22 protein-coding genes are annotated in these 22,306 nt (G+C 69.4%); 15 read left to right on the top strand and 7 right to left on the bottom strand.

Going from position 1 to position 22,306, the window contains the following annotated elements; genetic code table 11:
- Positions 1–117 precede the first annotated feature (117 nt).
- Both ACWGIH_RS08865 and ACWGIH_RS08870 read left to right on the top strand, forming a co-directional pair.
- Positions 118–345, top strand: coding sequence for a DUF2945 domain-containing protein (locus tag ACWGIH_RS08865; RefSeq protein ID WP_453444920.1), 228 nt, complete (start codon positions 118–120; stop codon positions 343–345).
- Positions 342–734 carry a DUF3140 domain-containing protein gene (locus ACWGIH_RS08870; protein ID WP_453444922.1) on the top strand — a complete coding sequence of 131 codons (393 nt, stop codon included), beginning with the start codon at positions 342–344 and terminating at the stop codon, positions 732–734. The genes ACWGIH_RS08865 and ACWGIH_RS08870 overlap by 4 nt, the downstream gene beginning before the upstream one ends.
- Before the next feature lie 35 nt (positions 735–769).
- On the opposite strand, the gene ACWGIH_RS08875 is transcribed toward ACWGIH_RS08870, so the two are convergent.
- The gene (locus tag ACWGIH_RS08875; protein ID WP_453444924.1) at positions 770–1,351 is read right to left on the bottom strand and encodes a fasciclin domain-containing protein; all 582 of its coding nucleotides are present in this window, start codon (positions 1,349–1,351) and stop codon (positions 770–772) included.
- 292 nt (positions 1,352–1,643) lie between these two features.
- Between ACWGIH_RS08875 and ACWGIH_RS08880 the strand changes: the two genes are divergently transcribed.
- From ACWGIH_RS08880 to ACWGIH_RS08895, 4 genes are all read left to right on the top strand, one after another.
- Positions 1,644–3,353, top strand: coding sequence for a cytochrome c biogenesis protein DipZ (locus ACWGIH_RS08880; protein ID WP_453444925.1), 1,710 nt, complete (start codon positions 1,644–1,646; stop codon positions 3,351–3,353).
- Positions 3,354–3,440: 87 nt separating this feature from the next.
- On the top strand, positions 3,441–4,811 hold the full coding sequence (locus ACWGIH_RS08885) for a mycothione reductase (protein ID WP_453444927.1): 1,371 nt from the start codon (positions 3,441–3,443) through the stop codon (positions 4,809–4,811).
- A gap of 99 nt (positions 4,812–4,910) precedes the next feature.
- Entirely contained in the window at positions 4,911–5,834 is a 924-nt protein-coding gene (gene pip / locus ACWGIH_RS08890) for a prolyl aminopeptidase (RefSeq protein ID WP_453445000.1), read from the top strand.
- 115 nt (positions 5,835–5,949) lie between these two features.
- On the top strand, positions 5,950–6,234 hold the full coding sequence (locus tag ACWGIH_RS08895) for a DUF4190 domain-containing protein (protein WP_453444929.1): 285 nt from the start codon (positions 5,950–5,952) through the stop codon (positions 6,232–6,234).
- 78 nt (positions 6,235–6,312) lie between these two features.
- On the opposite strand, the gene ACWGIH_RS08900 is transcribed toward ACWGIH_RS08895, so the two are convergent.
- Positions 6,313–6,957: a type III effector protein gene (locus ACWGIH_RS08900; RefSeq protein ID WP_453444930.1), complete on the bottom strand. Its 645-nt coding sequence runs from the start codon at positions 6,955–6,957 to the stop codon at positions 6,313–6,315.
- Between the two features lie 129 nt (positions 6,958–7,086).
- On the opposite strand from ACWGIH_RS08900, the gene ACWGIH_RS08905 reads away from it, so the two are divergent.
- Together ACWGIH_RS08905 and ACWGIH_RS08910 are read left to right on the top strand one after the other, a co-directional pair.
- Positions 7,087–7,518: an Hsp20/alpha crystallin family protein gene (locus ACWGIH_RS08905; protein WP_453444932.1), complete on the top strand. Its 432-nt coding sequence runs from the start codon at positions 7,087–7,089 to the stop codon at positions 7,516–7,518.
- Between the two features lie 185 nt (positions 7,519–7,703).
- Complete coding sequence (locus tag ACWGIH_RS08910; RefSeq protein ID WP_453444934.1) at positions 7,704–8,138, top strand: DUF2267 domain-containing protein; 435 nt, start codon at positions 7,704–7,706, stop codon at positions 8,136–8,138.
- Positions 8,139–8,152: 14 nt separating this feature from the next.
- Here ACWGIH_RS08910 and ACWGIH_RS08915 read toward each other — a convergent pair whose 3' ends face one another.
- The gene (locus ACWGIH_RS08915; protein WP_453444935.1) at positions 8,153–9,472 is read right to left on the bottom strand and encodes an APC family permease; all 1,320 of its coding nucleotides are present in this window, start codon (positions 9,470–9,472) and stop codon (positions 8,153–8,155) included.
- 132 nt (positions 9,473–9,604) lie between these two features.
- On the opposite strand from ACWGIH_RS08915, the gene ACWGIH_RS08920 reads away from it, so the two are divergent.
- Positions 9,605–10,060: an SRPBCC family protein gene (locus tag ACWGIH_RS08920; protein WP_453444937.1), complete on the top strand. Its 456-nt coding sequence runs from the start codon at positions 9,605–9,607 to the stop codon at positions 10,058–10,060.
- Between the two features lie 100 nt (positions 10,061–10,160).
- Positions 10,161–11,738 (top strand): phytoene desaturase family protein, encoded by a 1,578-nt coding sequence (locus ACWGIH_RS08925; protein WP_453444938.1) that lies wholly within the window; start codon positions 10,161–10,163, stop codon positions 11,736–11,738.
- Positions 11,739–11,770: 32 nt separating this feature from the next.
- Here ACWGIH_RS08925 and ACWGIH_RS08930 read toward each other — a convergent pair whose 3' ends face one another.
- Entirely contained in the window at positions 11,771–12,634 is an 864-nt protein-coding gene (locus ACWGIH_RS08930; RefSeq protein ID WP_453444940.1) for an SDR family oxidoreductase, read from the bottom strand.
- Between the two features lie 506 nt (positions 12,635–13,140).
- Here ACWGIH_RS08930 and ACWGIH_RS08935 point away from each other — a divergent pair.
- A complete protein-coding gene (locus ACWGIH_RS08935) occupies positions 13,141–13,368 on the top strand; it encodes a DUF5133 domain-containing protein (protein WP_453444942.1) in 228 nt (75 codons plus the stop codon).
- A gap of 24 nt (positions 13,369–13,392) precedes the next feature.
- Here the strand turns inward: ACWGIH_RS08935 and ACWGIH_RS08940 are convergent, their stop codons facing one another.
- From ACWGIH_RS08940 to ACWGIH_RS08950, 3 genes are all read right to left on the bottom strand, one after another.
- Positions 13,393–13,806: an SsgA family sporulation/cell division regulator gene (locus tag ACWGIH_RS08940; protein WP_453444944.1), complete on the bottom strand. Its 414-nt coding sequence runs from the start codon at positions 13,804–13,806 to the stop codon at positions 13,393–13,395.
- A gap of 129 nt (positions 13,807–13,935) precedes the next feature.
- Positions 13,936–14,262 (bottom strand): plasmid stabilization protein, encoded by a 327-nt coding sequence (locus ACWGIH_RS08945; RefSeq protein ID WP_451216907.1) that lies wholly within the window; start codon positions 14,260–14,262, stop codon positions 13,936–13,938.
- A 118-nt stretch (positions 14,263–14,380) separates the two neighbouring features.
- Entirely contained in the window at positions 14,381–14,608 is a 228-nt protein-coding gene (locus ACWGIH_RS08950) for a DUF5133 domain-containing protein (protein ID WP_453444946.1), read from the bottom strand.
- Positions 14,609–15,043: 435 nt separating this feature from the next.
- On the opposite strand from ACWGIH_RS08950, the gene ACWGIH_RS08955 reads away from it, so the two are divergent.
- From ACWGIH_RS08955 to ACWGIH_RS08970, 4 genes are all read left to right on the top strand, one after another.
- On the top strand, positions 15,044–16,288 hold the full coding sequence (locus tag ACWGIH_RS08955) for a cytochrome P450 (protein ID WP_453444947.1): 1,245 nt from the start codon (positions 15,044–15,046) through the stop codon (positions 16,286–16,288).
- 39 nt (positions 16,289–16,327) lie between these two features.
- Positions 16,328–16,552 carry a hypothetical protein gene (locus ACWGIH_RS08960; protein WP_453444948.1) on the top strand — a complete coding sequence of 75 codons (225 nt, stop codon included), beginning with the start codon at positions 16,328–16,330 and terminating at the stop codon, positions 16,550–16,552.
- Between the two features lie 553 nt (positions 16,553–17,105).
- The gene (locus ACWGIH_RS08965) at positions 17,106–18,995 is read left to right on the top strand and encodes an ATP-binding cassette domain-containing protein (protein WP_453444949.1); all 1,890 of its coding nucleotides are present in this window, start codon (positions 17,106–17,108) and stop codon (positions 18,993–18,995) included.
- Positions 18,996–19,230: 235 nt separating this feature from the next.
- Positions 19,231–22,182: a family 16 glycoside hydrolase gene (locus tag ACWGIH_RS08970; protein WP_453445001.1), complete on the top strand. Its 2,952-nt coding sequence runs from the start codon at positions 19,231–19,233 to the stop codon at positions 22,180–22,182.
- Positions 22,183–22,306 lie beyond the last annotated feature (124 nt).

The following is a 22,306-nucleotide window of genomic DNA, read 5'->3' on the forward strand; positions in this document are numbered from 1 at the left end:
GCCCTTGACGCTCCGCTGTCCGCACCTTCGGAGGCCTGTTCGGTCCCGAAATGCCCCCCGTGGTGTTCCGCTCCATCATGGGACTCGTCGTCCCGACGATCGGAAGGAACACGCCACATGGCCAAGGACAAGAAGCTGCGCAAAGGCGACGAGGTCACGTGGAGCAGCCACGGGCAGACCACCCCCGGCACCGTGAAGAGGAAGATCACCGGGCGCACCGAGACCGCCGGCCGCACCGTCGACGCGTCCAAGGACGAACCGCAGTACGAGGTGGAGAGCGAGAAGTCCGGCCGCCGAGCGGTCCACAAGCCGGAGTCACTGCACAAGAAGCGAAAGTCATCATGAGCAAGGCAGCTGAAACGGACCGCCAGGACCGCCAGGACCGCCAGGACCGCCAGGACCGCCAGGAGACTTTGGAGCAGTTCGACGAGGCCGTGAACATGACCGCGGGCGAACTCGAGAAGTGGCTCAAGACAGAGGATTCCCGCAGCGTGGGCCAGTCCGACGGCTCATCGGAGAGCGTGGGCCACGCCTCGGGCCGCCGCATCGTCAAACTGCTGCACACCAAGAAGGCCGACCTGACCGACAGCGACGTCGCCCACATGCGCAAGGTCGTCGGCTACGTCCATCGGCACATCAAGCAACGCCCGAAGGGCGACATCACCGAGACACCCTGGCGGTACTCCCTCATGAACTGGGGCCACGACCCCGAGAAGCCGGGCTCCGCGTCCTGAAATCCGGATGCGGGGCCCGGCCTGCGGACCGTGGGTCAGCTCTTGGGCATGAGGACGGTGTCGATGAGGTAGACGTTGGCGTTGGCCGTCTTGACGTTGCCGCAGACCACCTTGGCGCTGTCATTCACCTTGTACGACTCGCCCGACCCTGACGTGGTCAGGGTGCCTCCCTCCAGCGTCTTGAAGGTGCCGTCCGACATCTCATCCGGCGTGATCTTCTCCCCTGCCACGTGGTAGGTGAGGATCTTGGTGAGCTGGGCCTTGTCGTTCAGGACCTTGTCCAGGTCGGCCTTCGGGATCTTCTCGAAGGCTTCGTTGGTGGGCGCGAACACCGTGATGTTCTTCGCGTTGTTCAGCGTGTCCACGAGACCGGCCTTCTGGACCGCCGTCACCAGGGTGGACAGCTCCGGGTTGTTCGATGCGGCGGTCGCCACCGGGTCCTTGGCCATGCCGTCGAGCGAGCCCGCGCCGTCCTTGGGGACGGAGGAACAGGCCGGACCGAACGGACCCTCGGAGTCACCGGCCGCCGCCGACGGTGCGAACGCCGCGAGCGAGAGGGGCAGCGCCAGTGCCGCGGCTCCCAGCGCGATCCGGGTCGTTGCGCGATGAGCAGTCATGATCAACCCTCCTTCGGCGGACAGGCGTCCACCGGCCCCCCTGACGGCCTGCAGGCCGGTGAAGGCGCGGGGCCACCGGGTTGGCGCGTCTCCTTCACGCCCTCACATCAGGCATTCGTCACAGACCGCCCGTTTGGATTGCCCAGGTATAGGACTTTTTTTCCTTTCGCTCCCATATTTCCGGGATGAACCCGGGTGAAGGTGGCGCAGCGGCCAATCCGGAGCACGTACGCCAACGAATCATCTGCATCAGAAGTCCATCGGACGCTCATGCAGACCCGAGGCGGCAGCCATGCTCACGTTGATCCTCATCGGTCTGCTGGGCGGACTGATCACGGCCGTCTCACCCTGCATCCTGCCGGTGCTGCCGGTGGTCTTTCTGGCCGGCGGCCCCGACGCCCAGGCTTCCCCCCAGCCGCGCGAAGCTCCCGCTCGGCGGAATCGGCGACCGTACGCGGTGGTGGCCGGGCTGGTGCTCAGCTTCAGCTTCTTCACGCTGCTCGGCGTCACGCTGATCTCCGCGCTCGGCCTGCCGCAGGACATCCTGCGCTACGTCGGCCTTGCCCTGCTCGTGCTCCTGGGGCTCGGCCTGATCTTCCCGCCAGTGGACCGACTGCTGGAGAAGCCCTTCGCCCGGATTCCCCAGCGGCAGGTCAACAAGGAAGGCAGTGCCTTCGTCCTCGGCATGGGGCTCGGTCTGCTGTACGTCCCCTGCGCGGGGCCTGTCCTGGCCGCCATCACCGTTGCCGGTGCCCGGGGCGAGATCAGCGCCGACATAGTGACCCTGACGGTGTCCTTCGCCGTCGGCACGGCGCTCCCCCTGCTGGCCTTCGCTCTGGCGGGCCGCCGCGTCGCCGAGCGCGTCACCGCTTTCCGCACAAGGGCCCGCAAGCTGCGCATCGCCGCGGGCACCCTGATGATCGTGCTGGCCTGCGCGCTCGCGTTCAACGTCACGGACGCCATTCAGCGGGCGTTGCCCGACTACACCTCGGCGGCGCAGAGGAAGGTCGAGGACAGCGACACCGCGCGCCAACATCTGTCAGGCCTCTACAACAACGCCAACAAGGATCTCGCCCGCTGTGAGGACGGCGCCGACGAACTGCGCTCCTGCGGCAAGGCTCCGGCCATCGACGGCATCGAGAAGTGGCTCAACACTCCCGACGGCCGGCCCATCGACATCAAGTCGCTGCGCGGCAAGGTCGTCCTGATCGACTTCTGGACCTACTCCTGCATCAACTGCCAGCGCAGCCTGCCCCACATCGAGGCGTGGAACCGCGTCTACAAGGACAGCGGCCTCGAGGTCATCGGCGTGCACTCACCTGAGTTCGCCTTCGAGAAGAACCCCGACAACGTCGCCGACCAGGCCAGAAAGCTCGGCGTCGACTACCCCGTCGCCCTCGACAACCAACTGACCACCTGGGACAACTACCGGAACCGCTTCTGGCCCGCCAAATACCTCGTCGACGCCCAAGGCACCGTGCGGTACTTCAAGTTCGGCGAGGGACAGTACGACCAGACGGAAGACTTCATACGCACCCTCCTCAAGCAGGCTGACCCACAGATCCAGTTGCCGCCGAAGACCGGCCAGGAGGACGCTGAGCTCACCCAAGACCGCACACCGGAGACGTACCTCAGCAACCTGCGTATCCGCGGCTACGTCGGAGAGCCATTGGTCGACGACAAGGCCACCGTCTACCGCATCCAGTCGGACCTACCTCGCAACAGGCTCTCACTGGGCGGCACTTGGACGGCGGGATACGAGTACTTCACCGCCGGCCCCGACGCACGGCTCGCCTTCGCCTACAAGGCCAAGAACGTCAACGTCGTCCTCTCCGGAAACGGCCCCGTGGAAGTCCTCCGCGACGGCAAGGTCATCAAGACACTCCAGGTGAACGGCGCCCCCACCCTCTACTCACTGATCGACGACGACAGTGCGCACGAAGCCACCGTCGAGATCCGTCCCGCCGCGGGGATCCAGGCGTACTCCTACACCTTTGGATGAGCCGTCGGACGATGCGTGCCGATGGGCATACGGCTGCGTCTCGGGTCGCACAGGTGTGAATACGCGAGGGGCGGCTACATATCCCTCATGCCGCATCATGATCTTGTCGTCGTCGGAGCGGGCACCGGCAATGCGCTCATCGACGACCGCTTCGCCCATTTGGATGTCGCCGTCGTCGCGGAGGGGCCCTTCGGGGGTACGTGCCTCAATGCGGGGTGCATTCCCAGCAAAATGCTCGCGTTGACCGCGGACGTGGCCCGTCATGTGCGGGAGAGCGAGCGTCACAACGTCCGGGCCACGCTGGAGGGTGTCACATGGCCGGCGGTCCAGGAGCGTGTCTTCGGGCGGCTCGACGCCGCATCGCGCGACGGGGAGCAAGGCCGTCGGGAAGAGGATTTCGTGACGGTCCACCGGGGGCACGCTCGGTTCACCGGTGAGCGTGAGCTGCTCGTGGAGAGCGACGGCGGGAGCGAGCGGGTCACGGCGGACCGGATGGTGATCGCCGGGGGCGGGCGCCCCGTGGTGCCGCCGGTGGTCGCCGACTCGGGGCTGCCCTTCGAGACCTCCGACACCGTGATGCGGCTGGACCAGGTGCCCGAGCGGATGGTCATCCTCGGCGGCGGCTACATCGCGGCGGAGCTGGCCCACGTCTTCCACTCGGCCGGGGCCGCCGTCACCGTCGTCGAGCAGCAGGAGCGGCTCCTGATGCCGCAGGACGAGGAGATCTCCCGGGTCTTCACCGATCTCGTGGACGGTCAGTGGTATCTACGGCTCGGGCGCGAGCTGAGCGAGGTGGCCGGTGAACCGGGCAAGCTGCGGCTAACGCTCGACGACAAGACGGTGATCGAGGCGGACACCCTGCTCGTCGCCGTCGGGCGCCGTCCCAACAGTGACCACCTCGACGTCGAGCGGGCCGGCATCGAATGCGATGACAACGGCCTGATCACCGTCGACGCACAGCTGCGGACCAGCGCCTCCGGCGTCTGGGCGCTGGGCGACATCGCGGGCGGCGGCCCCCCGCTGAAGCATGTGGCCAACCGCCAGGCCACCGTGGTGGCCCACAACCTGCTGAACCCCGGCCGGCCGCGGTCGATGTCGTACGACGTGGTGCCATCGGCCGTGTTCACCTCCCCGCAGATCGCACAGGTGGGGCTCACCGAGCAACAGGCCCGTGAGCAGGGCCTCGACTACGCGAGCGGCATGCACCGTTACGAGGACGTGGCGTACGGCTGGGCTCTGGAGGACACCACCGGTTTCTGCAAGGTCTTGGCCGAACGCGGTACCGGCCGTCTGCTCGGAGCCCACATCCTCGGGGACCAGGCCGCCACCCTTGTGCAGCCGCTGGTCCTCGCCATGCGCTTCGGCCTGACGGCACGGGACGTCGCGGAACAACCGCTGTGGATCCATCCCGCATTGCCCGAGGTCGTCGAGAACGCCCTGCGTGACCTCGACGAATAACGCACGCGAGCCCACCAGACCCCCACGAGTTGGAGGCGTGCTGTGCGAAGGCCGGAATCGGGCGAACTGTTCCCGCCGATCGAGCCATACGACGAGGGGATGCTCGACGTCGGGAACGGTGACCTCGTGTACTGGGAGGTCTGTGGGAATACGGACGGCAAGCCCGCAGTCGTCGTCCACGGTGGGCCGGGGTCTGGATGCGGCGTCGGTGCGCGTCGGTACTTCGATCCGGAGAGGTATCGCGTCGTCCTCTTCGACCAGCGTGGTTGTGGGCGCAGCCGTCCGCACGCGAGTGATCCCCTCACCGACATGCGGCGCAACACCACCCAGCACCTGATCGCCGACATGGAGCAGCTGCGCGAGCACCTGGGGATCGAGCGCTGGTTGCTGTACGGCGGATCCTGGGGCTCCACGTTGCTCCTGGCCTACGCCGAGACGTACCCGGAGCGGGTCTCGGAGATCGTCATCTCCGCTGTCACCACCACCCGGCGCTCGGAGATCGACTGGCTCTACCGCGGTGTCGGCCGGTTCTTTCCCGAGCAGTGGGAACGCTTCCTCGCGGGTGCCCCCGGCACGCCGCGAGACGGCGACATCGTCGCGGCCTACGCGCGGCTGGTGGAGCACCCGGAGGCCGCGGTACGGGAGAAGGCCACGGCCGACTGGTGCGCCTGGGAAGACGCGGTCCTGTCCGGGGAGGCGAACGGCGCTGCCAACCCGTACGGCGACCGCCCGCCCTCCGCACAGCTGGCCCTGGTGCGTATCTGTGCGCACTACTTCTCCCACGGTGCATGGCTGGAAGAAGGCCAACTGCTGCGCGACGCCCATCGCCTGGCCGAGATCCCCGGCGTCCTGGTCCACGGCCGACTGGATTTGGCCGGTCCGGTCGACACCGCCTGGGAGCTCGCCCGCGCCTGGCCCGCCGCCGAGCTGATCCTCTTCGATGACGCGGGCCATTTGGGCAGTGACACGTCCCGCGCCCATGTACTCAGGGCCCTCGACCGTTTCGCTCACCAGGAGGACTGACCGGGGTCGCGGCACCGTGCCGGCGGTCAAGAGGCCTTTCGGACTACGAGCCGGATTCCGGGGAACTCGGCTCACGTCACGCAATGCTGGAATGCGATCTCCAAGGAGTGTGGCCATGTCGGCTTACGGCAATCCGTCAGCAGCTTCTTCCGGCTCCCGGACGAACGGTCTCGCGATAGCGGGACTCGTCTGCGGCATCGTCGGCGTGTTCTTCCTCAACATCATCCTCGGGCCGCTCGCGATCATCTTCGGTGCGGTCGCGCTGCGCCAGAAGACGTTCAGGGGCGGCGGAGGCATGGCGAAGGCCGCCATCATTCTGGGCATCATCGACGTAATTCTGTTCATCGTGCTGATCGCTCTCGCCGCGTCCGGCGGATTCACCTGGTACGTCGGCGGTTGACCGGAATCCGAGAGCAGGAGTTCCACCTTTCACGTCGGTCGGGGGGAATGCGTATCTAGCGCATTCCCCCCGGCCTTTTCACGTCTCGTCGAGGTGGCCGGTGAGGGCGTCGAGTTGGGCGACGACATCGGGGTGAGTGCGGGCCAGGTACGGGCGGGCCGTGTTCAGGGGGTCGATCAGGGCCGCTGGATCGTCGTGCGCGAGCGCCGCGTCCAACTGCCCGATCGGGGCCCGGGCCTGTGGCGGCAGCCCGGTGAGCGAGACGACCTGGCCCGCGAGGCGGCGCAGGGCGCCGGCATTGGTCCGGGCCCAGGCCGTGCGGGAGCGGTCGGCGGCGCGACGCCGACGAGTGGCCTGCACGCGTTGCTCTCCGGTACTCCCGGTCGGGCCGGGCCGCTGGCGCAGGTAGCGGCGTTCGGCGGCCTGGCGGCTGGCGACCCCCAGGGGGTGGGCGAGGTCGGCCCAGCTCGCTCCGGCATGGCGGGCGGTCTCGATCAGACCGGCTTCCCACGCGGCGAGCTGTTCACGGACCTCGCGCAGCAACAGCAGTGAGGCCAGGGCCTGTTCAGGGTTGGTGCGGCGAGCGGACGACGCGTCGGTGTCGGCCTCCTGGGCGACCTGCACGGCGTCACTGATGGCTTCCAGGGCGGCCGCGGCGGCCAAGAAGGACGCCGGGTTGTGAGCCTGGGCCTGGGGTTGTTCCGGCGGGCCGGTCGCTGCCATGGGGCCTCCTTCGTCGTTGTCATCGTGTGGACGACATGTAACTTGTCATCCATTGGACGACATGCTACAACCGAAGGCAGGTGAAGCGCATTGGCAGATACTGCCCGGACCTTCAGGAGGTGTTTCGCGATGTTGATGCGCACCGACCCCTTCCGCGAGCTCGACCGCATCGCTCAGCAGCTGGTCGGCCCCGGCACCTGGTCTCGTCCTTCCGCGATGGCCATGGACGCCTATCGCGAGGGCGACGATTACGTGGTGGCCTTCGATCTGCCCGGCGTGACCGCCGAGGCGATCGACATCGACGTGGAACGGAACATGCTGACCGTCAAGGCCGAGCGCCGCCCGGTCGCCAAGTCCGAAAGCGTCCAGATGGAACTTTCCGAACGGCCTCTGGGCGTGTTCTCCCGCCAGATCGTGCTGGCCGACACGCTGGACACCGAGCGCATCAAGGCGGACTACGACGCGGGTGTGCTGACCCTGCGCATCCCGATCGCCGAGCGCGCCAAGCCCCGCAAGATCTCCATCGGGACCGAGACGTCTCCCAGGGAGATCAGCGGCTGAGCCGCTCACGAGTGGCGCGGAGGACAGACACCCCCTGACTCCGTCCTCCGCGCCCGACGGGGCGACGAAGCACGTTTTCAGAAGGCCAACGTCCCGGCCCGCCCCCCAGACCCTCCCGCGGGGGCCGCCCAGCTGCCCGGCCCCCGCGACACGACCTCCGCGACGAGAAAGGCGCGCACACAGCGATGTTCGAACGACCTGAACCCACCCGGCCCTTCCCCGCGATGACCTACCAGCAGATGCTGGAAAAGGTCCGCTACGAAGGCGCGTACCCCACCCGGGAGCGGGCCGAGGAAGCCGTCCGGCTGGTCCTCGGCGGACTCGGCAGGCAGCTGACCGGGGACGAACGCGTCGAGCTCGCCGCCCGCCTCCCCGTAGAGGCCGCCCTCGTCCTCACCGCCCAGATCCCCGACCCCCGGCCCCTGACCGGCTGGGGCCTGGTCAAGGACCTCGCCACCCGGGCCGGGGCGAGCCCCGCCACCACGCGCTGGGACACCGGCGCTGTCCTGTCCGTCGTCGCCGCTCTGGCGGGCTCCGATCTGCTGACCCGTATCCTGGCCCAACTCCCCTCGGGCCACGCGCTCCTGTTCGGCCGAGCCGAGCTCATCCAGGCCGCGTAAGCCACCCTGCGGGCTCAGCGCCGTCGGCGTAGGGCAGTGACGGCGCCCAGCACCGCGCCCACCAGCAGGACGGCCCCGCCCCGCAGCCACACCTCGCGCTCGATCTGCGTCGCAAGCAGGACGCAGGACACCGCGCCGAGCACCGGCAGGACCGTCGGAGCCCGGAAGTGATCCCCCGGCGCCGCATCACGGCGCAGCACCAGAGCCGCCGTGTTGACCAGGAAGAAAACCACCAGCAGGAGGAGGACCAGGGTCGAGGCGAGCGTCGACACGTCGCCGGTCAGCGCGAGCAGCAGCGAGAGGGCGGTGGTCACCGCGATCGCCGCCCACGGCGTACGCCTGCCGGGCAGCACCTTGGTGAGGAAGCCCGGCAGCAGCCGGTCACGTGCCATGCCGTAGGCGAGGCGCGAGGACATGATGCCGGTGAGCAGGGCGCCGTTGGCGACGGCGACCAGAGCGATGGCGCTGAACAGCTCCGTGGGGACACCGCCCGCCGCCCGGACGACTTCGAGGAGCGGCCCGCTGGACTCGACGAGCGTCTTGGTCGGCACGGCGGCCGCCGCGGCAGCACCGACCAGTGCGTAGACCGCGCCCGCGGTGATCAGCGCGCCGAAGAGGGCCCGCGGATAGGAGCGGCGCGGGTCCCGGGTCTCCTCCGCCACGTTGACGGAGGTCTCGAACCCGACGAACGAGTAGTACGCAAGCACCGCCCCGCTCAGGACGGCTGCCACCGGCCCGTGTTCCGGTGTCCCCAGGTCGGTCAGCCGCCCGACGTCACCGTCACCGCGCAGCACGATCCACACGCCGAGCCCGATCACGATCAGGAGCCCGCCCACCTCGATGACGGTGGCCAGGACGTTGGCCCGCGTCGACTCGCTGATCCCCCGCGCGTTCAGCAGGGCGAGCGCGGCCAGGAACACGACCGCGACGAGCGCCACCGGAAGGGTGACGAACTCCGCCAGATAGTCACCGGCGAAACCGCGGGCCAGAGCACCGACCGACACGATCCCGGCGGCCAGCATGCAGAAACCAGCGAGGAATCCGGCGAACGGCCCATACGCAAGGGTCGCGTAATGCGAGGCGCCACCTGCCCGGGGGTACTTGGTGGCGAGTTCGGCGTACGAGGCGGCCGTCAGGAGCGCCAGACACAGCGCCACGACGAGGGGCACCCACACGGCGCCACCCGTGTCGGCCGCGACTTGGCCCACCAGGACGTATACGCCCGCGCCGAGGACGTCTCCAAGGATGAAGAAGTAGAGCAGGGGGGTGGTCAGTGATTTCTTGAGCGGAGTCGCCGTGTCGGACGCCGCAGGAACGGTACGGGGAGATTTCACGCGCACACACGTACCCGGTTCGGCGTCCGGCAGGCGGCGAACCCCTCGAACGCCTGCGAGGGTGAAAGGGAATGACGACGGACGGGCCGGGTACCGGGAAGCCGCCGCATCCGACGAGGGCTGGAGAGCCGAATGGCTGTACGACACCGATTGATCAAACGGTCCGTGGCAGACGTCTGGGCGGTCCTCTCGGACGGGTCACTGTACGGCGACTGGGTGGTGGGCACGGCCCGGTCGGAGCCCAGGGAGGGCCACTGGCCCGAGGTCGGCTCCAGCATCACGTACACCGTGCGGGTGGGCTGGCGGACGCTGTCGGGAACCACGACCGTGCGGCGCTGCGAAGAGCCCCGCATTCTGGAACTCGAGGCCGACAGCGGATGGCTCGGAGCCGCGCGCATCGCCGTCGACGTACGTCCCTGGGGCGAACACGCCCTGGTCATCGTCGACGAGCACCCGCTGACCGGCCCCGGCGGGAAGCTCCACAACGTGGCCGTGGACGCGCTGATCCAACTGCGGCACCGCGCCATGCTCGCCCGGCTGGCGGACGTCGTGGAGAAAAGCCCGAAGCGCACGTACGAATCGGCCTGAGAGCCGGACGAGCACGTTGGCTGAGGGGGGCCCGCGGCCCCCACACAGGATCGATCGACTCGCCGGGCCCGACAGGCCGGGCGGACGTCAGGAGTCAGGCATGCCGGACGCGGTGATCATCGGCGCGGGGCCCAACGGTCTCGTCGCGGCGAATCTGCTCGCCGACGCCGGATGGAGCGTGGAGGTCCTCGAGGAACAGGATGAGCCGGGCGGCGCCGTCCGCAGCGACCGCGGCGTTCATCCCGACTACGTGAACGACCTCTTCAGCGCCTTCTATCCGCTGGCCGCGGCCTCCCCGATCCTCGCCGACCTCCAGCTCCAGCAGGAGGGCCTCAGCTGGAGCCACGCCCCCCGCGTCCTGGCACACCCCCTGCCCGACGGCCGGTGCGCGGTCCTGGCACGCGGGGCGGCGGACACGGCAGCCGGCCTCGACGCGTTCGCGGCGGGCGACGGGGCGTCCTGGCTCAACCTCTGCGCCACCTGGAACCGCGTGGGCCCCGACGTCCTCGGGGCTCTGTTCACCCCGTTTCCGCCCGTACGGCACGGGGCCCGGCTCGCCGCGAAGCTGCGGGGTGCCGGCGGGCTGCGGATGGCACGGACGATGGTGCTGCCGGTACGGCGCCTGGGCGAGGAGGAGTTCCGCGGTGAGGGCGGCCGGCTCCTGCTGGCGGGCAACGCGCTGCACGCGGACCTCGGCCCGGAAGCGGCCGGCAGCGGAGGCTTCGGCTGGCTGATGTCCATGCTCGGCCAGACCTACGGCTTCCCCGTGCCGGTCGGCGGGGCGGGCGCGCTCACCGGGGCCCTGGTGCGGCGCCTCGAGCGGTTCGGAGGCGTGGTCCGGTGCGGGGAGCGCGTGCGTGAGGTCGTCGTACGGGGCGGTCGCGCTGTCGGTGTGCGCACCGCCGGAGGCGAGAACGTGCCGGCGTCCCGCGCGATTCTCGCCGATGTGTCCGCACCGGCCCTCTTCGGCGAGCTGGTCCACGAGCGCCACCTGCCCGGTCGGCTGCTGGGGGATCTGCGCCGCTTCCAGTGGGACTTCGCGACCTTCAAGGTCGACTGGGCGCTCAACGGGCCGGTGCCCTGGACGGCGCCGGAGGCGGCCACGGCGGGGACGGTGCATCTGGCCGAAGGTGTCGACGGGCTCACCCGGTTCGCGGCGCAGATCGCCATGGGACAGGTACCCGACCGCCCCTTCCTGCTCTTCGGGCAGATGACCACCGCCGACGCCTCGCGCTCACCAGCCGGCACCGAGTCGGCCTGGGCCTACACCCATGTTCCGCAGCGCATCAAGGGCGACGCGGGCGAGGACGGCCTGACCGGGTCCTGGGACCAGCGGGAACAGGAGGCGATGGCGGACCGCATGGAGAACGAGGTGGAACGCTGGGCGCCGGGCTTCCGCTCCCGCATCAGGTCCCGGCGCCTGCTCGCCCCGACCACGCTCCAGGCCATGGACGCCAATCTGCACGGGGGCGCGATCAACGGCGGCACGGCATCCGCCCACCAGCAGCTGGTGTTCCGCCCCACGCCGGGCATGGGCCGCCCGGAGACTCCGGTCAAGGGCCTTTACCTCGCCTCGGCCGCCGCCCACCCCGGCGGCGGCGTCCACGGAGCCCCCGGGGCCAACGCCGCCCGTGCCGCGCTGCGGGGCCGGATCGGCCGCCGCCTTCGACGCGGCTGACCCGGATTCACCCGACGGCCGCCGGACCGGGCTCAGTCGGTGATCTCCGCCGCACGCCCGCCAGGTCCGAGCAGGCCCGTGGACGAGAACTCCGAGCGCATCAACTCCTGGCGCGAGTACCGGGTGACCAGGGGCGGCAGGCCGGCCCGCACCGCCTGCAGCGCCCTGAGCCAGCCCGGCACGTACACGGTGGCCGACCGGCGCTCGACCGCGTCCGCCAGACAACGGGCCACGTGTTCCCGGGGATAGATCTTGCGGGCCGGCGGCGGCATGTGCGCACGGAGTTCACGCAGCACGGCGTGCTGGTCGGCATCGCGGATCATGTCCGTGTCGGTCCAGTTCAGATAGGCGGCCCCCACGGCGACGCCCCGCGGGGCGAGTTCCGCGCGCAGCGATTGGCTGAGGGACTCCACGCCCGCCTTGGAGGCGCAGTAAGCGCTCATGAGCGGCGATGCGCCGATGGAGGCGAGTGAGGCGATCTGCAGGAAGTAGCCGCGACTGTCGAGCAGTTGGGGCAGGAAAGCCCGGGCGGTGTTCGCGCTGCCGACGAGATTGACGTCGATGACGCGTCGCCAACTGGCGGGGTCGGAGTCGACGAACGGTCCGCCCTCGGCGATTCCCGCGTTGGCGACGACGACCGATGCGGGGCCCTGGCGCTCGCGCACCTCGTCGGCCACGCGCGCCATCGCCGCATCGTCGGTGACATCCACGTACCAGTGCCGCGACGGCGTGGGAAGCTCCTGGGCCACTCGGGCGAGTGACTCCTCCTCCAGGCCGAGCAGTGCCACCGTGGCTCCCCTGGCGGCGAGCTCTTTGGCCACGGCCTCTCCCACACCGCGCGCGGCGCCGGTCACGACAGCTGTGCGACCGCGCAGGACATGCTTCCGGTCGGTCACGAGAACTCCTCCGGGTGGGGACGGCAGCGACGGGTGCTCCACCCGCCAGGACGCACACGGTCATGGTGGCAGGCGGCGCCGAGGGCCGCATACCAGGCGTCGGCGGTCGCAAACCCCGGGCGCCTGCGGCTCACGTCACAGCTTCGGGTGGCGTCCGGCGCTTTCTCGTGGGCACACTGACCTTGAGGTCAGGAAGCGGCCGCGCCCAAAAGCCCTGCTTCCCCGGAGCACGTGTTGTTCTTCCTCAGCCGCCATCCACACGAACCCCGCCTCGGCGGGGATTTCGTCGACCTCGGCGATGAAATCGAGCCCGGGCAGGAAACCGGCGTCCGTCGGCCTGTCCCGGCTCCCGCACCGTGGTTGTGGACAGGTACGTGCCGGTGGCCGCCTCGCCCACTCTCCGCCTGCCATGGTGCGCGCACGCGCGAGCAAAAGGGCGGCCGAGTTACCCCCGCATGACTGCCTGTCGAGGGCGTCCAGCCCGTAGAGAGCGAAGGAGACCTGCCGTGCTGATGGCCGACCCGAGAGTACTGCGCGACCTGGTGGAGCAGTACGACGCACTGAGCGCGCTGCACGCGCGCAACGGGGCCTGCGAGGCCCGCAAGCGGCTCGAGGACATCGCGTACACCCTCTGTGTGTCCACCGGCACCCGTGAGGTGGTGTCGGCCCTCGCGGCCGCCCGTTCGCAGATGGCCATGGCCGAGGGCGAACCGGACGCCCCGCAGCCCGTGTGAGGGCCGGCGGGGCAGTGCCCTCGTTCAGGGTGTCGTGAGGAGAGCTGAGACCAGCTCGTCCAGGTCCAGGGCGGCGCTCTCCTCGGGGGCGGGCAGCAGAGCGTACGACTCACGGATGAACGCCTCGACCGGCGCCCGCTCCAGTTCGCCACGGACACGTCCGCTCGGGGACGTCAGGGTCACGAGCACCCGGTGACGCCCCGTCGGCCGGACCACGACATCGCCTTCGCCCGCCGGGGCGTGCAGCCCCGACGCCAGCAGGTTCCGGGAGAACACCCAGGTCGTCGGGGCCTGCTCGGCCGCGGGCGGCGGGAACGTGAGGGTGACGGCCAGGGGGTCCTTCGTGGAGTACGTGAGGACCAACTCTGCTTCGAGCACGAAATCGAGGGCGTCGACGCACAGGTGAGACCGGATGGGGCAGGTGAGGCTGGATTCCATGGAACACGGGGTTCCCGGCACTCGCTCATGCATGCACAGCGACAGCTGTCCGGGTGACACATTCGTCCAAAGCTGACGCCGTACGGGCGGCGCCCACGGCGGAGGACACCGCCGTGGGCGCATGGCCGCTCAGCGTCCGAGCGCCTTCTTCAGCTGCTGCTTGTTCATCGACGAACGTCCGTCGACGTTCTTCTTCTTCGCCTCTTCGTAAAGCTGGTCTTTGGTGGGGCCCTGCGACCCGCTGTGCGAACGCTCCCCGCCGCGCTGCGACGCCGACTTCGGATCCTTCGTCGACGTCTTGCTGGCGGTCTTCGACTCGCCGGAACGGGCCCGCTCCTTGTTGACCGTGCGCGCCGCGATCTCCTTGGCCCTGCCCTTGGAGGCACCGCGATCCTCGGCGCTCTCCTTGATGTGTTCGTACTGGCGCTCGCGCTTGTTGCTGGAACCAGCCGGCATGGTGACCTCGCCTTTCTTGATGGCCCCGGCCACGGCGCGTGCTCGCTGTGGCCACCTTTCGGACATTTCCCAGTCTCACACCGGTATCCACGCTGCGCCCGGTCAATCATGTGGCGCTTCAGGCGGACAAACGCGCGTCGTCCTGCGAACGCACTCCCGTCAGTTGGGCACGTGCCGCGGCGATGGCCGTCTCGGGGGTCCGCGTTCCGGTGGAGACGCACAAGGTGTACGAGACGTCGTCCAACTGCCGCCGGACCTCGGCCGAGTCCTCCCGAGCCTGCAGATGCCGCAGCGAGGCGTGCGTTTCGAGCAGGGACTGCAGGAACGCGGGGTGAGGCCTGAGCACGGGGTGCTCCTTTCGGTGTATGCGATGTTTCGGTGAATGCGATGTTTCGGTGAATGCGATGTTGCGTGGATGCGATGAATTGCCGTCGGCCGGGAAAGGTCAGCTCACGCCTATGCGGATCGCCTCATTCCCCCGGGCAGGCACACGGCCCCGTACAGCACGCGCCTCATCCGCCTGATCGCTCGCATGAGTTGACCCCCTCCGGTCGGTACGGCCTCCCTGGCCGAGCTCTTCTTCTGTGCCCCGAAATTCGCTCGCCTATCAGGACCAAAGGCCCACGCGAGGGTGACTTGTGAAACGCATGATCGTGACCGGACCGGGAACCTGCCTGCGTGATCGCGAAGCGTTCGGCGCCGCTCCGGTGGTGTTCGCCGTCTGACCGGCAGAGGCTGGAGCCGGGTCACGCCGAGCGGAATGTCATCCAGGAGGAATCTGATGCCGGACAGCACCCTGCCGCTCCTCTCGCAGGGGTACGCATGGCTTCCCGATCTGAGCCGCCGCAAGGGCCCGGGGCCCGTCCGCACCCGCCTGTTGGGCAAACCCGCCATCGCCCTGCGAGGACCGGCCGCCGTCACGTTCTTCTACGACGAGAACCACGTACGGCGGCGTACCGCCTTGCCCGAACCGGTCCTGAGCACCCTGTTCGGCAAAGGCGCGGTGCACACCCTCGACGGATCGGAGCACCACGCGCGCAAGGCTCTTTTCGTCTCGCTCCTCAAGGACGCCTCGGCAGTGTCCCGTCTGGCGGAACAGGTGGCCGAGGAGTGGGAGCGGGCGAGCAAGGAGTGGACGCGTCGGCCGCAGGTGACGCTGTTCGACGAGGTGAGTCTCCTGATCACGCGTGCCGTGTGCCGGTGGGCGGGAGTGCCTCTGGCGGGGCGTCCGGACGACGACGAGGCGCGCCGCACCGCGCACGATCTGGTGGCCATGGTCGACGGCTTCGCGACCGGCGGCCCCCGGCACTGGCGGGCCCGGCGCGCGCGAGGCCGCCAGGAGAAGCGGCTGGCCGAGCTGGTCGAGGCGATGCGGGCGGACGAGGGCGGCTCGGCGACGAACGACGCGCAGCCCGATTCCGTGGTGCGGGCGGTGGCCGCGCACCGCGACGCCGACGGCGAACTCCTCGATCCGCGGACCGCCGCCGTCGAGATCCTCAACGTCATCCGCCCCACCGTCGCCGTCACCTGGTACACCGTGTTCGGCGCCCACGCGCTGCACCAGAATCCGGCGCTGCGAGAGCGGCTGGCCCAGGACCGTGACGGGTATGCCCGGGCGTTCGCCCACGAACTCCGGCGCTTCTACCCGTTCGCGCCGTTCGTCGCGGGACTGGCCCCCCACGACCTGGAGTGGCACGGCGAGCCGATCCGCGAGGGCTCCCTCGTCCTCCTCGACCTCTACGGACAGAACCACGACCCGGAGCTCTGGCACGACCCCTACATGTTCGCCCCCGAGCGTTTCGTGGGCCGCGAGCCCGGTCGCGACGAGCTGGTCCCGCAGGGCGGCGGGGACGCCGCAGAGGGCCATCGATGCCCGGGCGAGGACATCACCTTGGCGGTGCTGAGCACCCTGCTCCCCCGTCTCGCGCGACTCGAGTACGACATCCCCGATCAGGATCTGCGCATCCCGTTGAACCGGATGCCGACGAAACCCCGCAGCGGCTTCGTCATCACCGCGGCGCGCTGACATGTACACCACCCCGAACCAGCTGGATGGAGGCCCGGCATGAACCACAAGCACGGCAACGAGCGCGAGCAGGACCAGAAGCCGAAGCACGCGGAGACGGCCGCCGAGGAAGTCTTCGACGAGGCCGAGGACGCGGAAACCCGTGTCCCCGGCGGGGAACGGGACAGGAAGAAGGACGGCGAGGCGGCGGACGCGCTCACCCCCAACCCCTCCGCGCAGGATGACGTCCAGCGCGGCGAGGGACGCGGCAAGCACGACCGCTGAGGCAACGGCCAGGCACCCCGATCACTACGTCCGCCCCCCGGCTCACGAGCGGGACAGCCCCGGCGGAGGTGTCAGCACCTCCGCCGGGGCTGTCCGTCGCCGCGGGCAGCAGCAGCCGGTGGCACACCCGTGCCCCACGGCGCGCGTAGGCGACGAGACCGGCCTGCCTCAGGAGCTGAGACAGGTAGAAGGCGGGCTGCCGAGCGTGCCTTCGGCGGCCAGGCCAAGGTAGCCGAGCCGTCGGGCTGCGGCTGTAATCGACCCCACCGCAACAGGCCTGGCTGCGGCGGGACTTGATGCCCTGACGGCCACCCTCCCGGCCGCATCCCGAGAACCTCACACGAACCTCACACACAGGCGGCCCACCCTCGGCGATTCGGCCAATCGGTGTCGCCCCGCGACCGCCCCAGCACACCGTCCACGCGCGCCACCCCTTGCGGCCGACGGGCTCCAACCCGTCCTGAATCGAGCGCGTTCGATTCCGTCGCCCTGTCGTTAGTCCCAGCACCGCCGAGCCATCCAGGTGCGGCCCGCACCCCATGGAGGGACGCAGGTGACTGTGCACGACACCTCGACCGAATACGCGACGACGCCTCCCCCTCCCCCACCCGCCACCCTCACCTTCGGAGGGAAGCACGGCAAGAACCCGCTGGCCGAGGCCACGTTCGGCGCGATGTGCGGGCGGCTCCCCTCCGTGCTCGGGCACACCGCGCGGATGGCATGGCGAGTGGACAGGCCCGGTGTCGTACTGCTCCTCCTCTGCCAGCTCCTCACCGGCGCGGCGGCCGCCCTCGTCCTCGCCTTCACCGCGCAGGCCATGACCCACATCCTCGGCTCGGGCAACGTGTCCGAACGCCTGCACGCGGCGCTGCCCGCTCTGGTCGTCGTCACGGCGGCCGCCGCCGTCGGTCGTGTCAGCAGCGCCGTTTCCTCGTACGCCGACGGGCGGATCACGCCGCTGCTGATGACGGAGGCGGACATCGCCCTCGTCTCCGCCGTGTGCCGCGTGGAGTCGTCCGCGTACGGCGAGGACGGGTTCGCCGACCGGCAGGAGGCCGCCGAAGTCGGCGTCACACGGACCCAGACGATGGTGCAGGACGCCCAGCGGTTCATGTCGGCCCTCATCCGGATGATCGCCGCGAGCGGTGTGATCACGGCGCTGCATCCCCTGATGCTGCCCCTGCTCCTGCTGGCCGTGCTCCCGGCCGGCGTCGGGGCCGTGCTGTCGGCGCGCGTCACCTACACAACCCACTACCTCAACGTCGGCGACAGGAACGTCAGGTCGATGATGCGCTGGTGGGCGACGTACTCCCGGCACGGCGACGAAGTCCGTGCCAACGGCATGACCGGCTACCTCATCTACTGGTACCGCGCCCTGTCCGACCGGATCGACCGGCGCACCCTGACGGCGGCCCCGCGGATGCTGCGCATCGTCCTGGTCACCAGCGCCCTCGGCGGGCTCTTCCTCCTGGGCACGTGGGCCACTCTCGCTTGGCTGGTCACCACCGGCCGGGTCGCGCTGCCCGTCGCGGCGACGGCGGTGGTCGCCGTCCAGACCACACTCGCCGCGCTCTCCCAGTCCGTCATCCATGGCGCCGCGATGTTCCATACGTCGCTCTACCTGGCGGACATGCGGGCATTTCTCGACCTGGCCGGTGAACGGGCCCCCAAACGCGGTGACTTGACCCTGCCCGAGCGCGTGGACGAGATCCGCCTCGACGAGGTCGTGTACCGCTACCCGGGCAAGGAGGAACCGGCCGTCGCGGGCGTGTCGCTCACGCTGCGGCGCGGCGAGATCCTGGCGGTCGTCGGTGAGAACGGCTCGGGCAAGTCGACCCTGGCCAAGCTCTTCACCGGCATTCTCCTCGCCGACAAGGGCCGTGTCCTGTGGGACGGAGTCGACCTCGCCCAGGCCGATCCCGACTCCGTGTGGCAGCGCACGGCCCTGGTCCCGCAGAACTTCGCCTGCTGGCCCCTGCGTGCACGCGAGAACATCACCCTCGGCCAGCCGAGGACCTACGACGACGGGCCGGTGTGGGACGTCGTCGACGCCGTGGGGATGCGCGAAGCGATCGAGACACTGCCGCGGCAACTCGACACCTTGCTCGCCAAGGAGTTGTGGGGCGGCGCCGAACTCTCCGGCGGCCAGTGGCAGCGGCTCGTGTGCGGCCGTGCGCTCTACCGGCGGACACCGTTGCTGATCCTGGACGAGCCGACCTCACAGATGGACGCGCGGGGGGAGCACGCGGTGTTCACGCAGATCAAGCAGATCGCGGCCGAGCGCATGACGATCGTCGTCACCCACCAGCTGGAGAACACCCGGCTCGCCGACCGCGTCCTCGTGATGGACAAGGGCCGCGTGATCGAACAGGGCACCTACGAGGACCTGGTGGGGGCCGGGGGCCTGTTCGCGGATCTCGTCGCGCTGGCCAACGACCGCTGACGCCGGCACCGCCTCCGCGCCGCGGGCGAGCCTCTCCGCCATCAGTTTTTCCTTTCTGTGGACAAAGTATGGACGCGCATCGGCACCATCCCTACGCTGAGCGTCGCTTTGCCACACAGATCTGCGTAACCCCCGTAGGAACCACGCAGGAGGACGAGTGAAGCCACGCCCCGAGCCGATATCCGGCACCACCCGCCGCAGGGCTCGAAGATCCACCGGTCTGCTGCTCACGGCGATGCTCTGCGGCGGGCTGGTGGCGCCCGCCGCGGGCGCCGAGGACGATCCGCGACCCTTCGCCGACCTGCCGCCGCAGGAACCCGGCGTCACCCTGCGGGTGTTCGACATCCAGTCCCCGCTCAACAAGCTGTGCGACCTGAAGCCGGCCCAGACCCCGAACGTCGACAAGCTGATCCCGACCGCCGACTGGACGTCGACCGAGGGCTTCGGGTTCAGCAACAACTTCGTCTCGCAGATCATCGGCAATCTCGACGTGCCCGAGGCGGGCGCGTACAGCTTCCGGTTGATCAGTGACGACGGCTCACGCCTCTTCGTCGGCGATCAGCAGGTCATCGACCACGACGGAAAGCACGGCGCCGAGCCCAAGGACGGCGAGATCACGCTGAACGCCGGCTACCAGCCGCTGCGCATCGACCACTTCGACGCGGACGGCGAACAGCAGGTCACCCTGCAGTGGAAGCCCCCGGGGGCCGATGAGTTCAAGGTCGTGCCGAACTCGGTGCTCAGCACGGACGCCGACGTCGTACGCGTCACCGCGCCCGGCCGCAAGGAGTGCGAGGGAGCGCTCGACACCCCCGGCGACGGCCTTCCGCTCACCGAGGTCAACCCCGGATACAAGCTGACGGACCTGCGCCCCAAGGGCTTCGAGCCGCAGGTGTCCGCGATGGACTGGCTGCCCGACGGGCGGCTTGCGATCTCCACGTGGGGCGGCAGCACCGAGACCAAGGGCGAGGTGTACCTGCTCGACAACGTCACCGGCGACACCGGGCCCGACAAGGTCACGTACAAGAAGATCGCCGACGGGCTCAAGGAGCCGATGGGCATCCAGTACGTCGACGGCAAACTGTACGTGTCGGAGAAACACCAGCTGACCGAACTGAACGACACCGACGGCGACGATGTCGCGGACGACAAGAAGAAGATCGCCGAGTGGCCCTACGGCGGGAATTTCCACGAGTTCGCCTTCGGTCTGCTCTACGACAAGGGCGACTTCTACCTGAACCTCTCCGTCGCCATCAACTACGGCGGCGCGACCACCGACCCGCAGCCCGCCAAGAACCGCGGCACGACCATCAAGGTCAACAAGAAGACGGGCAAGGTCAGTTACATCGCCGGAGGCCTGCGCACCCCGAACGGCATAGGACGCGGCCCCTCCGGAGACCTCTTCGTCGCCGACAACCAGGGCGGCTGGCTCCCGGCGTCGAAGCTGGTGCACGTCAAGCAGGACCGCTTCTTCAACCACTACACGAACCCCGAAGGCCCCTTCGACGACCAGCCGGTCACCAAGCCGGCCCTGTGGCTGCCGCAGAACGAGATCGCCAACTCCCCCAGCACGCCGATGCAGTTGAAGAAGGGCCCTTTCGCCGGACAGATGGTCTTCGGTGACGTGACCTACGGCGGACTGCAGCGCGCCGACCTGGAAAAGGTCAAGGGCGAGTACCAGGGCGCCGTGTTCCGGCACACCCAGGGCCTCGAGTCCGGCATCACCCGGATCAGCGAAGGCCCCGACGGTGCCCTCTACACCGGTGGCCTGGGCGCCGACGGGAACTGGGGCCAGGCGGGCAAGCTCCGCTTCGGCCTGCAGAAGCTGACGCCGAACGGCAAGACGGCCTTCGACATGAAGACCATGCGCGCCACATCCGACGGCTTCGAGCTCACCTACACCAAGCCCCTGTCGGAGGAGACCGCGGCCAAGCTGACCAAGGGCGCGTACTCCGTCGAGCAGTGGCGTTACGCCCCGACCCCGGCCTACGGCGGCCCGAAGGTCGACGAGGAGTCGCTGCCGGTCACGTCGGCGAAGCTCTCCGACGACCGGCGCAAGGTGAAGCTCACCATCCCGGGGCTCAAGGCCGACCGTGTCGTCCATGTGCGCTCCCCGCGTCCGTTCTCCTCGTCCTCGGGCGAGCAGCTCTGGTCCACCGAGGCCTGGTACACCCTCAACGCCAAGCCGGGCCCGGCCGAGCCGGTCACCACGTACGACGCCGAATCGGCACGCCTGTCCGGCGGCGCGGGCACCGACACCGAGCACACCGGCTTCACCGGCGCGGGCTTCGTCGACGGTTTCGGCGAACAGGGCGCCAAGGCGAGCTTCGATGTCCAGGTGGACAAGGCGGGCAGCTACGACGTCGGGCTGCGGTACGCCAACGGCCCGCACCCCTTCACCGGCACCAAGACGGTCAGCGTCGGCGTCAACGACGGCGCGGCCAAGCAGACGAGTCTGCCGTCGACGGGCCAGTGGAATCGCTGGTCCACCAAGACGGAGAAGCTCGAACTCCGCAAGGGCCGCAACACCCTCACGTACGCGGTGGGCGCCGGGGACACCGGGCACGTCAACCTCGACGCACTGGAGGTGCGCCGCCCCGGGGCCCGGATCGATCTCTTCTCCGGCGGCAGCATCTCGTCGGCCTGGCAGCACACCGACGGCCGCAGCGCCGAGTGGCCGCACACCGCCGAGAAGTCCATGGAGGTCTGCTGCGGGGACCTGCGCACGAAGCAGCACTTCGGCGACTTCAAGCTGCACGTCGAGTTCCGTGTGCCGAAACTGCCGGACGACGTCACCGGGCAGGACCGCGGCAACAGCGGGGTCTACCTCCAGGAGCGGTACGAGGTGCAGATCCTGGACTCGTACGGGGTGGAGAAACTCGCGAACAACGAGGCGGCGGCGATCTATCAGAAGAAGGCCGCCGACCTCAACGCCTCGAAGGCGCCGGAGACCTGGCAGACGTACGACATCACCTTCCGTGCCGCCCGTTTCGACGCGGACGGCAAGAAGACGTCGGACGCCAGGGTCACGCTGGTGTGGAACGGCAAGAAGGTCCACGACGACGTGGCGATCGACGGCCCGACGGGCGCGGGTGACCCGGAGTCGGCGGCGGCGGGTGCGATCCGTCTGCAGGACCACGGCAACAAGGTCCGCTTCCGCGACGTATGGGTGGAGCCTCTCTCCTGACCTACGGTCCTGACCCACTGACCGGGCCCTGCCGCCCGCCCCGGGGGCCCCCGCCCGGCCCCGGCAGTCGGCGGAGCCCCCCCCCGCCACAACCCCCCCCCTCCACCCCAGGCACAAAAAGAAG

It is taken from the genome of Streptomyces sp. NPDC054872 (assembly GCF_053610705.1).

What these genes read in the sequence shown, in the direction of transcription:
- ACWGIH_RS08955 (WP_453444947.1), top strand. Translation starts at nt 15,044, where the DNA reads ATGCCGGACAGCACCCTGCCGCTCCTCTCGCAGGGGTACGCATGGCTT.
- ACWGIH_RS08970 (WP_453445001.1), top strand. Translation starts at nt 19,231, where the DNA reads ATGCTCTGCGGCGGGCTGGTGGCGCCCGCCGCGGGCGCCGAGGACGAT.
- ACWGIH_RS08910 (WP_453444934.1), top strand. Translation starts at nt 7,704, where the DNA reads ATGTTCGAACGACCTGAACCCACCCGGCCCTTCCCCGCGATGACCTAC.
- ACWGIH_RS08960 (WP_453444948.1), top strand. Translation starts at nt 16,328, where the DNA reads ATGAACCACAAGCACGGCAACGAGCGCGAGCAGGACCAGAAGCCGAAG.
- ACWGIH_RS08905 (WP_453444932.1), top strand. Translation starts at nt 7,087, where the DNA reads ATGTTGATGCGCACCGACCCCTTCCGCGAGCTCGACCGCATCGCTCAG.
- ACWGIH_RS08945 (WP_451216907.1), bottom strand. Translation starts at nt 14,262, where the DNA reads ATGCCGGCTGGTTCCAGCAACAAGCGCGAGCGCCAGTACGAACACATC.
- ACWGIH_RS08865 (WP_453444920.1), top strand. Translation starts at nt 118, where the DNA reads ATGGCCAAGGACAAGAAGCTGCGCAAAGGCGACGAGGTCACGTGGAGC.
- ACWGIH_RS08920 (WP_453444937.1), top strand. Translation starts at nt 9,605, where the DNA reads ATGGCTGTACGACACCGATTGATCAAACGGTCCGTGGCAGACGTCTGG.
- ACWGIH_RS08895 (WP_453444929.1), top strand. Translation starts at nt 5,950, where the DNA reads ATGTCGGCTTACGGCAATCCGTCAGCAGCTTCTTCCGGCTCCCGGACG.
- pip (WP_453445000.1), top strand. Translation starts at nt 4,911, where the DNA reads ATGCTCGACGTCGGGAACGGTGACCTCGTGTACTGGGAGGTCTGTGGG.
- ACWGIH_RS08880 (WP_453444925.1), top strand. Translation starts at nt 1,644, where the DNA reads ATGCTCACGTTGATCCTCATCGGTCTGCTGGGCGGACTGATCACGGCC.
- ACWGIH_RS08900 (WP_453444930.1), bottom strand. Translation starts at nt 6,957, where the DNA reads ATGGCAGCGACCGGCCCGCCGGAACAACCCCAGGCCCAGGCTCACAAC.
- ACWGIH_RS08870 (WP_453444922.1), top strand. Translation starts at nt 342, where the DNA reads ATGAGCAAGGCAGCTGAAACGGACCGCCAGGACCGCCAGGACCGCCAG.
- ACWGIH_RS08875 (WP_453444924.1), bottom strand. Translation starts at nt 1,351, where the DNA reads ATGACTGCTCATCGCGCAACGACCCGGATCGCGCTGGGAGCCGCGGCA.
- ACWGIH_RS08940 (WP_453444944.1), bottom strand. Translation starts at nt 13,806, where the DNA reads ATGGAATCCAGCCTCACCTGCCCCATCCGGTCTCACCTGTGCGTCGAC.
- ACWGIH_RS08925 (WP_453444938.1), top strand. Translation starts at nt 10,161, where the DNA reads ATGCCGGACGCGGTGATCATCGGCGCGGGGCCCAACGGTCTCGTCGCG.
- ACWGIH_RS08885 (WP_453444927.1), top strand. Translation starts at nt 3,441, where the DNA reads ATGCCGCATCATGATCTTGTCGTCGTCGGAGCGGGCACCGGCAATGCG.